Annotated in this window: 12 protein-coding genes and 1 tRNA gene; 7 read left to right on the top strand and 6 right to left on the bottom strand. The window is 66.1% G+C overall.

Going from position 1 to position 13988, the window contains the following annotated elements:
- Window positions 1-59 precede the first annotated feature (59 nt).
- Together ACPYOG_RS04215 and ACPYOG_RS04210 are read left to right on the top strand one after the other, a co-directional pair.
- A complete protein-coding gene (locus ACPYOG_RS04215) occupies window positions 60-587 on the top strand; it encodes an amino-acid N-acetyltransferase (protein WP_481293006.1) in 528 nt (175 codons plus the stop codon).
- A 52-nt stretch (window positions 588-639) separates the two neighbouring features.
- Window positions 640-1299, top strand: coding sequence for a hypothetical protein (locus ACPYOG_RS04210; protein WP_481293005.1), 660 nt, complete (start codon window positions 640-642; stop codon window positions 1297-1299).
- Here ACPYOG_RS04210 and ACPYOG_RS04205 read toward each other — a convergent pair.
- Together ACPYOG_RS04205 and radA are read right to left on the bottom strand one after the other, a co-directional pair.
- Window positions 1286-1633: a YciI family protein gene (locus ACPYOG_RS04205; RefSeq protein WP_481293004.1), complete on the bottom strand. Its 348-nt coding sequence runs from the start codon at window positions 1631-1633 to the stop codon at window positions 1286-1288. The two genes, ACPYOG_RS04210 and ACPYOG_RS04205, sit on opposite strands and share 14 nt — an antisense overlap.
- 70 nt (window positions 1634-1703) lie before the next feature.
- The gene (gene radA / locus ACPYOG_RS04200) at window positions 1704-3065 is read right to left on the bottom strand and encodes a DNA repair protein RadA (RefSeq protein ID WP_481293003.1); all 1362 of its coding nucleotides are present in this window, start codon (window positions 3063-3065) and stop codon (window positions 1704-1706) included.
- Between the two features lie 194 nt (window positions 3066-3259).
- On the opposite strand from radA, the gene ACPYOG_RS04195 reads away from it, so the two are divergent.
- Complete coding sequence (locus tag ACPYOG_RS04195; RefSeq protein WP_481293002.1) at window positions 3260-4186, top strand: alpha/beta fold hydrolase; 927 nt, start codon at window positions 3260-3262, stop codon at window positions 4184-4186.
- Here ACPYOG_RS04195 and ACPYOG_RS04190 read toward each other — a convergent pair.
- A complete protein-coding gene (locus tag ACPYOG_RS04190) occupies window positions 4176-4979 on the bottom strand; it encodes an SGNH/GDSL hydrolase family protein (RefSeq protein WP_481293001.1) in 804 nt (267 codons plus the stop codon). The two genes, ACPYOG_RS04195 and ACPYOG_RS04190, sit on opposite strands and share 11 nt — an antisense overlap.
- A gap of 133 nt (window positions 4980-5112) precedes the next feature.
- Here ACPYOG_RS04190 and ACPYOG_RS04185 point away from each other — a divergent pair.
- Window positions 5113-5202 (top strand) — tRNA-Ser (locus ACPYOG_RS04185).
- Between the two features lie 73 nt (window positions 5203-5275).
- Here ACPYOG_RS04185 and ACPYOG_RS04180 read toward each other — a convergent pair.
- Window positions 5276-6388, bottom strand: coding sequence for a tyrosine-type recombinase/integrase (locus tag ACPYOG_RS04180; protein ID WP_481293000.1), 1113 nt, complete (start codon window positions 6386-6388; stop codon window positions 5276-5278).
- A 138-nt stretch (window positions 6389-6526) separates the two neighbouring features.
- On the opposite strand from ACPYOG_RS04180, the gene ACPYOG_RS04175 reads away from it, so the two are divergent.
- On the top strand, window positions 6527-6925 hold the full coding sequence (locus tag ACPYOG_RS04175) for a hypothetical protein (protein ID WP_481292999.1): 399 nt from the start codon (window positions 6527-6529) through the stop codon (window positions 6923-6925).
- A 14-nt stretch (window positions 6926-6939) separates the two neighbouring features.
- On the opposite strand, the gene ACPYOG_RS04170 is transcribed toward ACPYOG_RS04175, so the two are convergent.
- Window positions 6940-9654, bottom strand: a complete 2715-nt coding sequence (locus ACPYOG_RS04170) for an AAA family ATPase (protein WP_481292998.1) — start codon at window positions 9652-9654, stop codon at window positions 6940-6942.
- A gap of 588 nt (window positions 9655-10242) precedes the next feature.
- Between ACPYOG_RS04170 and ACPYOG_RS04165 the strand changes: the two genes are divergently transcribed.
- Both ACPYOG_RS04165 and ACPYOG_RS04160 read left to right on the top strand, forming a co-directional pair.
- Window positions 10243-11409, top strand: a complete 1167-nt coding sequence (locus ACPYOG_RS04165; RefSeq protein WP_481292997.1) for a sensor histidine kinase — start codon at window positions 10243-10245, stop codon at window positions 11407-11409.
- Window positions 11410-11414: 5 nt separating this feature from the next.
- Complete coding sequence (locus ACPYOG_RS04160) at window positions 11415-12065, top strand: response regulator transcription factor (RefSeq protein ID WP_481292996.1); 651 nt, start codon at window positions 11415-11417, stop codon at window positions 12063-12065.
- On the opposite strand, the gene ACPYOG_RS04155 is transcribed toward ACPYOG_RS04160, so the two are convergent.
- Entirely contained in the window at window positions 12041-13849 is a 1809-nt protein-coding gene (locus tag ACPYOG_RS04155; RefSeq protein WP_481292995.1) for a flavin-containing monooxygenase, read from the bottom strand. The genes ACPYOG_RS04160 and ACPYOG_RS04155 overlap by 25 nt on opposite strands.
- Between the last annotated feature and the right edge of the window lie 139 nt (window positions 13850-13988).

Raw genomic sequence — 13988 nt, 5'->3', positions numbered from 1 at the left:
TGCCTCTCTCGGCGACCGGGCCGCGCCGGGGGAGGGCCGGCGATCGGTAGGGTGGAACGGTGAGCGACAGCGGACCAGGGTTCAGTATCCGGCGGGCGCGGACGGATGACGTCCAGGGCATCCAGGAACTCGTCGGGCCGCTCGTGCAGCGACGCATCCTCCTCGGCAAGGAGACGGTGACCTTCTACGAGGCGGTGCAGGAGTTCCGCGTGGCGGAGGACGCCGAGGGGCGCCTGATCGGCTGCGGAGCGCTGCACGTGATGTGGAAGGACTTGGGCGAGGTGCGCACTCTCGCCGTCTCCGAGGACTGGCTCGGGCGGGGCGTCGGTCACGCCCTCCTGGCCCGGCTGGAGGAGGATGCCCGCGAGCTCGGCCTGGACCGGCTGTTCTGCCTGACCTTCGAGGTGGGCTTCTTCGCGCGGAACGGGTTCGAGGACATGGGTGCTGAAGCCGTCGATCCTCAGCTCTACGCGGAGCTGGTGCGCTCGAACGACGAAGGTGTGGCGGAGTTCCTCGACCTCGCGCGGGTGAAACCCAACACCCTCGGGAACACGCGAATGCTGAAGCACCTGGCGAGCACTCGCTGAAGGCCGGGCGCGCCTGACGGGCGCATCGCCGGGCCGTCGTTATAGTGCGGGCATGTCGACGATCAAGCGCCCGGTCGGCCCGCAGCCGAGCAGCGTCTACTGGCGTCGCCGGCTCATCGTCCTTCTCGGTGTGATCGCCGTGGTGGTCGTCATCGTGCTCATCGTCGTCCGGCCCGGTTCCTCGAGCGGCGAGCCCGCCAGCCACCGTTCTGGTGCGGGCAGTACGAGCTCTCCGACGGCGGCGGCGACGGCCGCTCCGCACGCCGCGGCGACGACTATCCCGACCACGAGCGCCTCTGCCGACGGCCAGCCGTGCAAGCCCGCCGACATCACGGTGGAGGCGGTCACCGACAAGGACGTCTACGCGGCAGGTGAGCTGCCGCAGTTGTCGGTGGCGCTGACCAACACGGGTTCGAAAGCCTGCACCATCGACGCCGGGACGGCGCAGCAGGTGTTCACCATCACGAGCGGTGCCGAGGTCTACTGGAAGTCGACGGACTGCCAGACCGGAAAGGTGGATGCGGTGGTGCTGCTCCAGCCGGCCAAGACCATCTCGTCGAAGGTGCCGATCACCTGGGACCGGACGCGCTCAGACCCGTCCACGTGCCAGGCGAAGCGCGAGCAGGTCCCGGCGGCGGGCGCCTCGTATCACCTCGAGACGACGGTCTCGGGGATCAAGAGCGCGCAGACGAAGCAGTTCATTCTGAAGTGACGCGGCGCGTGTAGGCGCCTTCGATCTCTCGCACCTCGACCCCTGAGCCGTGCCGGGTCGCGGGATTGCGGCGCGCGATGGCGACCGCAGCATCCAGGTCGGGTGCTTCGATGATGCCGATGCCGCCGACCAGCTCTTTGCTCTCGGTGTACGGTCCGTCGGTGATCCCGCTCCCGCGGATCGATCGGGCGGACGCAGCCGAGGTGAGGGCGTAGGCGGCGGTGAGGGCGCCGGAGCGGATCAGGTCTGCCGAGTGCTCGTCGTGTTCGGCGAGTTCGGCGGCGTCGTGGTCGGCGGTGGTGTCGTAGTAGATGAAGATGGCGTACTGCGGCATGGTCGTTCCTTCCGGCGATGGATGTTCTCACCAGGACGTCGGACGGGTGGGGCGGAATTCGACGAACTGCTCAGAAGGCTGCGTCGAGTTCGCGTTCACGGTCCGTCGATGCGGCGGTGAACGCCAGACGGAGGGCTTCGCGGATCGATGCGCTGCGGTCGTCGACGCGTGTGGCGAAGCCGAGACGCGCGGCTTCCGCCGTGCGCTGCTTTCCGCTGACGACGGGACGGATCTCGCCGGCGAGGCTGATCTCGCCGAAGGCGGCGAGGGTATGCGGGATGGGACGGTCGCTCGCCGCGGATGCGATCGCGAGCGCGATGGCGAGGTCGGCACCGGGCTCGGACAGCCGGACTCCTCCGACCGTCGACACGTAGACGTCCTTGTCGCCGAGCCGGATGCCGGCGCGCCGTTCGAGGACGGCCAGCAGCATCGCGACGCGGGACGCATCCACACCGTTCGTGACCCGGCGCGGGTTGGGCGCCGTCGTCGCCACGACGAGCGCCTGCACCTCGACGGGCAACGGCCGCCGGCCTTCCATCGCGACCGTCACGCAGGTCCCGGAGACGGGGGTGGTGTTGCGGCTGAGGAAGAGCCCGCTCGGATCGGGAACCTCGGCGATGCCCTCGCCGGTCATCTCGAAGCAGCCGACCTCGTCGGTGGGGCCGAAGCGGTTCTTGAGAGCGCGGATGAACCGCAGAGCGGTCTGCCGGTCGCCCTCGAACTGGCACACCACATCCACAAGGTGCTCCAGCAGGCGGGGACCGGCGATCGAGCCGTCCTTCGTGACATGGCCGACGATCACCACCGGAAGGTCCCGTTCTTTCGCGATCCGGATGAGCGCGCTCGCCACCTCGCGCACCTGGCTGGGTCCGCCGGCGATGCCGTCCGTGGATCCGTTGGACACGGTCTGGACCGAGTCCACGATGACGAGAGCCGGGTCGACCGCGTCGATCTGCGCGATGATCGTCGCCAGGTCGGTCTCGGAGGCCAGGAACAGCTCGTCGTGGACGGCGTCGGTGCGCTCGGCGCGCATCCTCACCTGGCTCACCGACTCCTCGGCGCTCACATACAGCACCCGCCTGTTGGCCTGTGCCGCTCGGGAGGCGACCTCGAGCAACAGCGTCGACTTGCCGACCCCCGGCTCGCCGCTGAGCAGGATCGCCGCGCCCGGAACGATCCCGCCGCCGAGCACGCGGTCGAACTCCCCGATACCGCTCGGCCGCCGGTGAGCGTTGTCGGCCCGGATGTCGGTGATCGAGCGTGCCTCCCGGCCGGCCGCGATCGTCACCGGCTTGATCGCCCGGAGCACGCCCGTCGGCTGCGCGGTCTCGGCGACCGTTCCCCAGGCCTCGCAGTCCGGACAACGGCCGACCCACTTGGCCGTGGACCAACCGCATTCGGAGCAGCGGTAGTTGATAGACGCCTTCGGCACGGCACCTCCTCGATCGGGCTCAACACTACGGGCGGCCACCGTCATTGCCGGAAGGATCGCGGCGACCTGTGGACATCTCCCGCGATCGCGATGCTGTGAGCATTTCTTCCGGGTCACGCGGGGGCGGCGGCGCCGCCGTGCGCGGTCTCGTGGAGACCTCCCCAATGTCGGTACCCGCGTGCACAATGGGCCGCATGGCTGCTCGCACCTTCACCCTCCGCTCCGGCCGCGTCGTCGGACTCACCGGTTTCGGCGACGCCGACGCCGAGCGACTCGTGATCTTCTGCCACCCGGCTCCCGGCGCCTCCGGCTTCGACCCCGATCCGGACGCCTCGACCACGAGCCGAGCGCACGTCGTCTCGCTCGACCGGCCGGGTTACGGCTCCAGCGATCCCTGGCCACACGGCACGTGGCCCAGCATCACGCAGGCGGCGGACGACATCGCGGAGTACGTGCGCTCCGTCGTCCTCGCGGAGTCGGTGATCGGCGTCAGCCGTCCCCGCACGGTCGGCATCGTCGGGTGGTCCGCCGGAGGTCGCGTGGCCCTCGCATTCGCTGCGCGCCATCCGCAGCTCGTCGACCGGGTCGCCATCGTCGGAACGCCCGCTCCGAACGACGCCGTACCGTGGATCGACCCGCAGTTGCAGGCGCTCTCGGACCAGCTGGGCGCACTCGCCCCCGACGAGGCGATCGACCGTCTGAGCGGGATGCTGCAGGGCCAGGTGGATGCCGTGCGGGCGGCCACTCAGCCCGACGAGGTGCCCGTCGAGTTCATCGGAATCGGCGCGGTGGATGAGCAAGCGTTGGCGCGTCGCGGCGTCCGCGACCGCCTCGGCCGCATGCTGATGGATGCGTTCCGCCAGGGTGCGCGTGGTGTGGCCGCCGACATCCTGAGCTACACCGCACGTCCCTGGGGCTTCGACCCGGCGGAGGTGAAGGCCAAGACGCTCATCGTCTCAGGCCAGGCGGATGCGCTCGCCGGCGTGGCGCACGGCTCCTGGTATCAGCGTGCTCTGCCCGATGCGGAGCTCGAAGTGGTGCCCGGCGTCGGGCACCTGGCGATCGTGCCGGCCTGGGACCGGCTCCTCACCCACCTCGCCCCGGCGGAGGTCACGCGCTGACGGTCCGGCGATCAGCGGGGCCGGCGGATGCGTGGCCGTCCCGTGGATACAGCTCCCGTGCCCGGGCGGTCACCGTGGGCAGGAATGCCGACGCCCACACTCGGTAGCCATGGTCGTTCGGGTGGAAGAGGTCCTCGGCGAACTGCGTGAGCGCGCCGCGCAGCCCCTGCCGCCGCATGGTGGCGTGGAGGGGCGCGACGACGAGTCCGCGCGCGGCGGCTTCCTCACGGAGGATGCGGTTGCCCTCCGCGACGAGCCGCTCGTTCCGCGGCAGGTAGAAGTAGGGCAGGTCGGCGACGATGGCGTGTTCGGGGACGGCCGCGAAGACGGCCCGCAGCCCTTCCCGGAAGAGTGCCGGATCGAAAGCCGCGATGTCGTTCGCCCCGATGGACACGGTGACGATGTCCGGCTCCAGCGCCGCTATTCGTGGCAGCTGGTCCGCGACCGCGAGCGCCACCGTCGCGCCGGAGACCGACAGATTGACGACGCGCACCGACCGCCCCGTCACCGCGCGCAGATGGTCCGCGATCACACCGACGTAGCTGTTCTTCGGGGCGGATGCCCCGATCCCTTGCGCCGCACTGTCGCCGATCGCCACGTACAGCAGCTCGCCGGGATCCTTGGCCGCATCCCGCCACCACTTCGAATGGACGGGCAACGTCTCGTTGAGCCGCACGCGTCCTTCGGCGACCGCCGCCTGCTTGGCGCGGACGCGCTGCCATCCCAGGAGGGCGACCGCGGCCCCGATGACGAGGCCGGCCGCGGCGGAGAGGATGCGGCGGAGAGCTCTCATGCACGGCAGAGTACCCCGGGTGCGGGCCGGTGCGGCAGAGCGCTCCCAGCCCGCGCGCCGGCCCACTTGCCGACCTCGGCCGACGGCGTCCGCCGATTGGAGACGTCGGTCCGAATCGCGTACGATGGTCGGCGGTACCGTGTCCGAGCGGCCGAAGGTGCAACTCTCGAAAAGTTGTGTGGGTGAAAGCCCACCGTGGGTTCAAATCCCACCGGTACCGCCACGTGCAAGCCCCCGCGATCCCAGTGTTTACAAGGGATCCGGGGGTTTTCGCTTTCCCGGGCTCAGGCGTTTGACTACATTTTGACTACATCTGTGGCCGTCGCTCGCGCGGTATCCAGAGCCAGGGCGACAGCATCCAAGTCGTCGTCGAATAGATCTGCATAGGTGTCGAGGGTCATCGCTGCCGACGAATGCCCAAGCATCCGTTGCACAGCCTTAACGTTGGCTCCGGCGCTGATTGCCAGGCTCGCGGCGGTGTGCCGCAGGTCATGGATCGTGACACGTGGGAAGTTCTTGTCCAGGGTCTGTGATCGCGCGATCGCAGAGACATACCAACCCCGGCGACGATCTGGTTGGTGCAGGTAGTTGTCCCCGTCGCCAAAGACTAATTGCGTTGAGGTCTTATTCTCGGTGAGTGCCCTAAGGAGGGGTGCGAGGAACGGCGGAAACGGGACGCTGCGAGCTTCGCCCGTTTTGGGCGTACCGACATGGATCGTGCCCGACACCTCTACCGCGTTCTCGTGTACATCGACGCGCCGGCGACTCAGATCCACATCGCTCACATGCAGGGCGGTCGCTTCGCCCCATCGCAGGCCCGTGTAGGCGAGGAACAGAACCATGGTCCGGTGCTTCTTTGCGCTTTCGGCGAGGAGATCAACCTGGGAATGGCTGAGGTACTTGTGCTTCCCCTTGAGCTTTCGGGGCAGGTTGACGCCGCGCGCTGGATTCGAGGGAATCCGACGATCCATGACGGCGGTATCGAGGATCCCCGCGAGGACGCCGTAGGCGCGAAGGACGGTTGTCGCCGAGCGCGGTTTGCCGTCGCCTTTGGTGAACGCTGTTATCCAGTTCTGTACCTCCGAGTGACGGATTTCGCCCACTGGGCGACTTCCCCATTTCGGCTCGACGTGGAGCCGCCACGCGATCTCGACAGGCCTAAGCGATGAGGGCTTCAGATGGTGTTGGTTGGCGAGCCATTCGGCGCCGAGGGTGCTGATTGTGGATCGTGAGGCCCGAGCGTCGAGGAACTCGCCCCGAGCTTTCGCTACTTCAACGGAAGCCAGGAATAGCTCGGCATCTCGTTTCGTTCGGAAGCCGCGTTTACCCGTGAGGTCGCGCTCGGGTGTTCTGTATTGGACGCGGTATCGCTTGCCGTTGGCCGTTTCGTAGGCGTGAATGCTTCCCATGCCTCAGCTCCAATCGCCGATCGAGACTTTGCCCTCCGATGAGGCGAGTGGAGCCACGCTATGCCTTAGTGCTGACATCACTTCCTCGCGAGAAGGACCACAAGTGGCGCGGTCGGCAGTCTCGGGCAAACTGGTCTTGTGCAACTGCAGCCTCCGGAGTCGAAGCCTTGGGGTGCTTCCGACGATGAAGCAATCGACCTGTGCCGCGAGTGGATGATCTACCTCGGCGCTGTGGATACCGTCGTGGCTTCTGGAGCCGCGGTTCTGGCGTGCGACCTTTACAGTGGACGCTACTTGGCGTGGGTTGACAATCAACGTGGGAATCTCGACATCGCCAAGGTGAACAGAGCGGCGTCGGTTTCGGTGGCCGACGGACGACGCGGGTTGATCTTCGCTCGGTACGGCGTGCTCCCGCAGGCCGTCGACAGGGCCGACGAACTCGGAGTCGCCATCTTCGGATTCGACCCACAGGGTGGAACTCTGGATGGAGGCAATCTGCTCGGGCGCGAGCTGTATTCGACTGGTCTCGCCCGATAGAGCCACAGGCCTGGTCATTTCATGTCAGCCGAAGTCATCAGGCGATCGCTCGGAGTGACGATCGCTCCGGTGGCGGACTGCGCAGCCCGTCGGAGTTCGGTCTGCGCAGCTGCACGCGACTTTTCCATGGTCTCCTCCACGGATTCGCGTTGCATCATCTCGATCAGTTGCAACTTTGCAGAGTTCGCTGTCGGAGCCACGAGGACCGCTGCATTGTGCGCCTTGCCGCGGGTGAGACCGACATACAAGCCAGCAGCATCGACGCCAGGTCCCACGAGCGATCGGTCCGTCGTCTCGCCTTGGACTCCGTAGACGGTCGTCGCGTATGCAAGGTGGATGTGGGATTCGGCGTAAGCGAGGCTAACCTTCCGCAGGTCGGTCGTGTCGGCGCTCGCCGCAAGGATCACGTGATCCTTGCGGATTGTCTTCACGACCCAGTTCTGGCGGTTCTGAACATCAGCAGAGCTGTCGTTGCGTCGGGTCTGGACTACGTCCCCAACGAAGATCGCTTGACCTAGTTGCCCGGTCATAGCGACCGCGGTGGATATTCCCCCGGAGGCGATTCGTCGGCTCTGGATGGCTTCGCTGATCTCCTGGGCTTCCTCATAAGTAGCTGTCACCAGTGATATCGTCTCGCAGCGTTGTACCGCGGCGAACCATCCTTCGACCATCGCCTCTCGCGCTGTGACGTCGCTGGTTGTCATCACGACGTGGTTGGTCCGAATCAGATCATCAGCCACATCGCGCATTTCGTCTTCGCTCCGCGGCTCTCTAAGTCGCATCGCAAGATCCGCCCAATCCGGATCGTCGAAACGATGAGTAGTCGTGAGTTCCACGTGCCGGAGCGAACGGCGCCAGAAAAGTGCCATAGCGCCCGAGTGCCCGACTGGTAACGCCTGTCGCTGATCCCCGATCAAGGCGACACTTGCACGGGTGGAATGTATGACATCGAGTAGTGCGGACGCGGCCTCGAGATCCAGCATGCCGGCCTCGTCCACGACGATGCGATCAGCGGGGTTGATTCTCGTCCGTGGGCCTCGATAAGGCTCGTCCGACGCCGCGTCCTTCTCGCCGATGGAGAGCCGCTTCCACTCGGTTGCTCCAGACGCGGCAGTCCCCCACCGCCATCCGTAGTCATGGAGGAGTTGGTGGAGGGATGACGACGAGCTCATCGTCTCGCGCCCGGCTACAGCGGAAGCTTTCTTGGTTGGCGCAACAATGATCATGTTGTGGCCGCGTCGCCGCAGAGCGGCGCCAGCGACCTTGAGCATTGTCGTCTTGCCGGTGCCGGCCGGGCCGGAGATGACGACGTTGCGCGACGTGCCGGCGATCGCGGCCGCGCCGGCGAGCTGCCCGTCATCCAGTGTGCGATCGGGTTCGATCGCGCGGCCGATCGCGGCGACCTCTTCGATGTCGAGCACCTGCCCGGGCGCGGAGAGCGCCTCGACCTTTTGGGCGAGGGTGGCCTTCAGTGTGGCGGTCGAGACCGCCATAAGGTGTTTGACGTGCTTCGGGGCGTGCGGTTCGGCGATCAGCGTCACGGTATTCGAGTGCGCAACGACCGCATCAGCGATGCCGGCGAGTTCGTCTCGGTCGGCGACAACGCCGGTTGCGGCGATCGCACGGAGCGCGCCGGCCCGAACGTCCATGACGCTGAACCGACCGCCGTTGCCGGTTGATCGGGCGTCCGCGTCGACGACGGCCTTCGCTGCTAGCAATTCGAGGTCGAGATCCCGGACGGCGACAGAAGGCAGCTGCGCTGGAGAACGCTGCATGCCGAGGGTCGGGTCAGCAGTGACGAGCTCTGCACGGACGAGCGCGGCCCAGTCGTCCTCGTTCAGCGCACCGGGCTTGTTGGGCCGGCCAACCGCCCACGCCCAGTGATCGATCTGGTTCAGCACATCGTGGGAGGGCTCCTGCTCGGGGTGCTGTCGCTTCCACCAGGCGGTGCGGGTGACCTTGTTGGCTTCGATCTGTGCGGACCGCTTTGACAGCGGCCGAACGAGGTGCTGGAGTTGGGTGATTTCCCCGTCTTCGTTGAGGGTGAACCCTTTGGAAGCGAGAGCTCGGATCCAGGCGGGGTCGGTCCGGGAGGCGAGATCGCCCTCGGCATTGACGACGTTCTGGAACCGCAGTGCAACCCGGGTGTCGACGTTCGACCATTTCCCGTCGAGCCCTTGGACCTTGACGTTCAGCCATAGGTGCCGGTGCTTGTGCGGGTCCAGCGAGCGGGACCGTTCGTGCCGCAACTCGGCGACCTCGATGCGGGCGAGGTTCTCACGGATGGCGCCCTGTTTCCCGCGGCGCGCGTTGAGCTCGGTCTGCCACAGCTTGATGATCCGATCCCGGAGCCGGTCCTGCAGATCCTCGTACGCGGCCGCCAACTCCGGGTCCAGCATCGCCGCAATCGAGAACGACTTCGGCGCGTTGATGGTCGCATCCAGGATCAGATCGGCGGCCGGCGACTCAAGATTCCGACCCCGTCGCTCTCCGGTCAGCGGGTCGACGCCATCGACCCAATCCTTCAACTGCGAACGCGTGACCAGGTCGTCACGGATGGCACCATTCTCGACGATGTATCGGGTCATCACCGCGTCCGCGTAGTCGGCCGCGGCCAGCGCACCTTCGGCAGTCTTGGCCGTCAAGGTCGCGTCACAGACGCCGCCGAAGGCGTAATGCACCGCCTGCTTGACCCCCTGGGCCGCCTGACCGCGCTTCCAGCGCGCCACTCCACCTCTCACACTTAGAACTTCCGGTCACGCGCTCCATCCGGCGCGCATTCGGCGCGCACATCTCGAAGAGTGCCTACGTGCATTACGTTTATTGCGTTTCGAATTGGATTGCGACTCCTCATATGTGTTTTCACGTTGGGTCATCGTCTCTTGCCGTATCGCGCTCCTTCTTCTCTTGCTTCTTCCCCCGTGCTCCCTCCTCCGTCTCTTGCTCCTTTGGTCCGTCTCAGGCACGCCTTTCCGCCGCTCGTTCCTGAATCCGGGCCCTTGTACTGATGTCCGATAGGCGCGGCCGACGCTCCGGCTGTCTGAAGGAGGGTGCCCCCGACGCAAAGCGGAACGGCGACCACGAGTTGAGCCACGCTGAACGCCTGTGCGGGTGCCCTGCGGATGCTGATCCGATTCATCGTCGATGCGCGGATAACGGGGCGCATGCTTCTCGTCGTTTCAACGACTCTTCTTGTCGGATTGTTGGTTACGCTCCGGTGTTGATAGACGGTCCGCCGCCGTCGTCGGCCGATTGAACTGCCCTACCTCATCCGAACGCAGTAGGCGTAAGACCCACGGTCCGCGGAGAATAGATCAATGACGACGACGCCACCCGCGGATTGGTTTCGACCCGCCTGGTTCGTGCGCGCTTCTCTGCTGGAGCGAGGTGCCCTCATTGTCAGCCTGGCAGCTGCGGCGACATCGGCTGGCGTGTCGGCGTTCACGGGGGGACCGGCAGTCGGCTATGCGAGCATCACCCTCAGTGCGGCCGGCGCTCTGCTGGCGCGCAGGTACCCCGTCGTCGGCCTTGTGCTCGTCGTGGCCGCTACCCTGGTGGCTTCCCTGGTCGGCGTACAAGATGTCGGTGCGTGGTCGATCGTTGTGATCACCCTGTTCTCTGTGACGATCCGAGGTGTCAATCCGCTTCTAGCCACGGCCTTCGCTGCCGTTGTTGTATACCTCTCGCTCGCGCATCGGGAAGGTGCGTGGGACGCCGCTCCGGCGCTCGTCGCGACCACGCTGTGCGTTGCGGCCGGCGCCGCCGGATCGGCTCTCCGTGCGAACCGAGCATATTGGTATGCCCTCAGGCGGCAGGCGGCAGACGCGGTGGAAACCCGCGAGCTCGAAGCGGAGCGACGCGTCGCCGAGGAGCGTTTGCGCATCGCCCGCGATCTACACGATGCGGTCGGTCATGAGGTGGCCCTCATCAGCATGAACCTCGGTGCCGCGGAGGTCAGCCTCGGCTCGGATTTAGATGGCGCTCGGAGTGCGCTCAATGCGGCACGGGGAAGCGTGCAACGAGTTCTCCAGGAGATCCAGCAGATTCTCGAGATCCTCCGTCGTGGAGACGAGGGGTGGCAAACAGACGAGCCGGTGGTCGGGATCACTCGTCTGCCCGCCCTGATTTCAGCCTTCCGCGACGCGGGGATGAGAATCGACGATCGGATATCGGCTGACGACGTGAAACTCGATCAGCCTTCCGACGTCGCTGCCTATCGGTTCGTCCAGGAAGCCCTCACCAACGCAGAGAAGCACGGCACGGGGAGCGTCGCTCTGTCGCTTCGTGAAACGAACGGCGTACTCCGTATCGAGGTGGAGAATGACTGCGCGCAGGACGCGGACCCACCCGCTCGGCGGGGATTCGGTCTCGTAGGAATGCGCGAGCGCATCGAGTCGATCGGCGGGGGACTGACGGTCGAGGCCGAGCCGGCTCGATTCCGAGTCCGCGCGGAGTTGCCGATTGCGAAAGGACACGACACATGATCCGAGTGTTGATCGTCGATGACCAGGAAATGATTCGAGCCGGCCTGCGGACGATACTTCAGGCGCAGCCGGGACTCGAGGTCGTCGCCGACGTCGGGGATGGATTTCTGGCCCTGGACGCGCTCGCTTCAAACGAAGTCGATGTCGTTCTGATGGACATCCGGATGCCGGGGATCGACGGAGTCGAGACCACCCGGCGTATTCGCGAGCAATACTCGCCCGCGCAGGTCAAGGTCATCGTCCTGACGACATTCGAGCACGATGAGAACGTGGTCGCGGCAGTCCGGGCGGGGGCGAATGGTTTCTTAGGTAAGAGCGTGGGTCCGGCCCAGCTCGCGGCCGGGATCGCCGAGGTCGCCCGCGGTGCGGGTGCTCTCTCCGCTGCCGCTGCGGCCGTCCTCATCGGACGCATGAGCGAGCCGCGCGCGCGGGACATCGATCCACAGCTGGCGGAGCGGTTCTCCCACCTCACCCCACGTGAGCACGATGTTGTGGTCGCAGTCACTTCGGGCCGCACGAACGAGGAGATCGCTGCCGACTTGTTCGTCTCCCCGTTCACGGTCAAGACCCACGCCAACCGGGCGATGGCCAAGGTTGGTGCACGGGATCGGGCACAGCTCGTTGTGTTCGCTCACCGTGCAGGGATCGGTGAATAGAGGTCGGCACCGACGAGAACGTCGCTCATGTCACCGGCGCGCCACTCACGCAGGATGCGGTGAAAGACCACGGGACCAGGGCTGAAGGTCATTCCGGTGGCTGACGCAGTGCCCTCGCCGTTGTAATAGCCAGGGGTGCATTCCGCGGCGAACCTCCGCATGTCTGCGGAGGTGCTGTGCACCGTCTGCACCCACTCCTCTTCAGCCTGGGCGGTGGGCTCGATGCGCGCCGCGCACACGTCGTATGCGCGGGCGATGACGGCAGCGATGTGCTCGGCTTGTTCGGTGAGGATGTGGACGAAGTTGACGCTGTTCGCGTTCTGCAGCGCGCCGAGCTGGAAGAGGTTCGGGAACCCATGGCTGTAGAAGCCGTGGAGAGTACGCGGGCCGCGGGCCCAGGCCTCAAGCAACTGGACACCGTCCCGTCCCGTCACCGGGAGGGTGCCCGAGAGAACTCCGGAGACACCGGTCTCGAAGCCGGTTGCGAAGATAACGCAGTCGACGTCGAACTCCGTGTCACCGACGACGATGCCGGTTATGGTCATACGGGTGATGCCGCCCGTGTCGGCGGTGTCGACCAGAGTCACATTGGGGCGGTTGAACGCCCGGAGGTAGGTGTCGCTGAAGCCAGGACGTTTGCACATGTAGCGGTACCACGGCTTGAGCGCCTCAGCGGTCGCGGTGTTCTCGACGATGCTCTCGACGCGTTGCCGGATCCGATTCATGGTCGCGGCGTCGGCCAGTTCGTCCTCCAGCTCGCGCTGCTCCTCTGGGATGCTGGTACCGACGGCGCCAGACAGCATCTTGCGCTGCAACCGGACGGTCTGGGTCCAGCCGTCCTGCACGAGCGACTCCTCGACGCGCTCGCCGGCCAGGACTTCGAGGAAGTTCTCCATCCTTTTCCGCTGCCACCCGGGTTGAAGGGATGCCGCCCACCGGGGATCGGTCGGGTGGTTGTCGCGCACGTCCACGGTCGACGGGGTGCGCTGGAACACGAACAAGTGGCCAGCGTCGGCGGCAAGGTGCGGCACGACCTGGAGGCCGGTGGCACCGGTGCCGATCACGGCGACGCGCTTGTCGGCTAGGCCGGCGAGCCCGCCGTTCTGGTCGCCGCCGGTGTACTCGTAGTCCCACCGGCTGGTGTGGAAGGTGTGACCGGTGAAGTCCTCGATGCCGGGGATACCCGGAAGCTTCGGCTGGGTCAGGGTGCCGGAGGAGGTGATCACGAAGCGAGCACGGAAACGGTCACCACGGTCGGTGCTCACCAGCCACTCGCCGGCCTCCTCGTCCCAATCCAGCGAGGTGGCACGGGTCTGGAACAAGATGTCGCAATAGAGGCCGAACTTCTCGGCGATGGCCACCGCATGTTGGCGGATCTCCTCCCCGGGGGCATACCGCCAGCTTGGAACGGTCCCGACCTCCTCCAAGAGCGGCATGTAGACGTACGACTCGATGTCGCAATGGATGCCCGGGTAGCGGTTCCAGTACCAGGTGCCGCCCACATCACCCGCCTCGTCCATGAGCCGGATGGAGTCGACACCGGCCTTCCGCAGGTTTGCCGCGGTGAGCAGCCCGCCGAAGCCGGCGCCGATGACGAGCACTTCGGCTCGGTCTTCGACCGGCGCGCGTTCCACCCCTTCGGTGTAAGGATCCTTGGCGTAATAGCCGAAAGCGCCCGCCGCGCGACGGTATTGGCGCGCGCCGTCGGGGCGGATCCGGCGGTTCCGTTCGGCCGCATACTTCGCGCGCAGGGCGTCCAGATCAATCGTCTGTGGTGTGGTCATCGTGGTTCCTCTCCAGCACGAAACTTAGCTTTGGGCTAATCAAAACCTTAGCGTTAAGCTAATTACATGACCGTGCGTCGCCTGGGGCCGATAGCGTGATCTTTGTGGCCGACGACGAGAGAGCAGCGCTGCTGGCGAG

This window comes from Leifsonia sp. HAY1-4F (assembly GCF_056755275.1).
The sequence above is the reverse complement of the archived record's forward strand: the minus strand, read 5'-3'. Positions and strand labels throughout refer to the sequence as shown.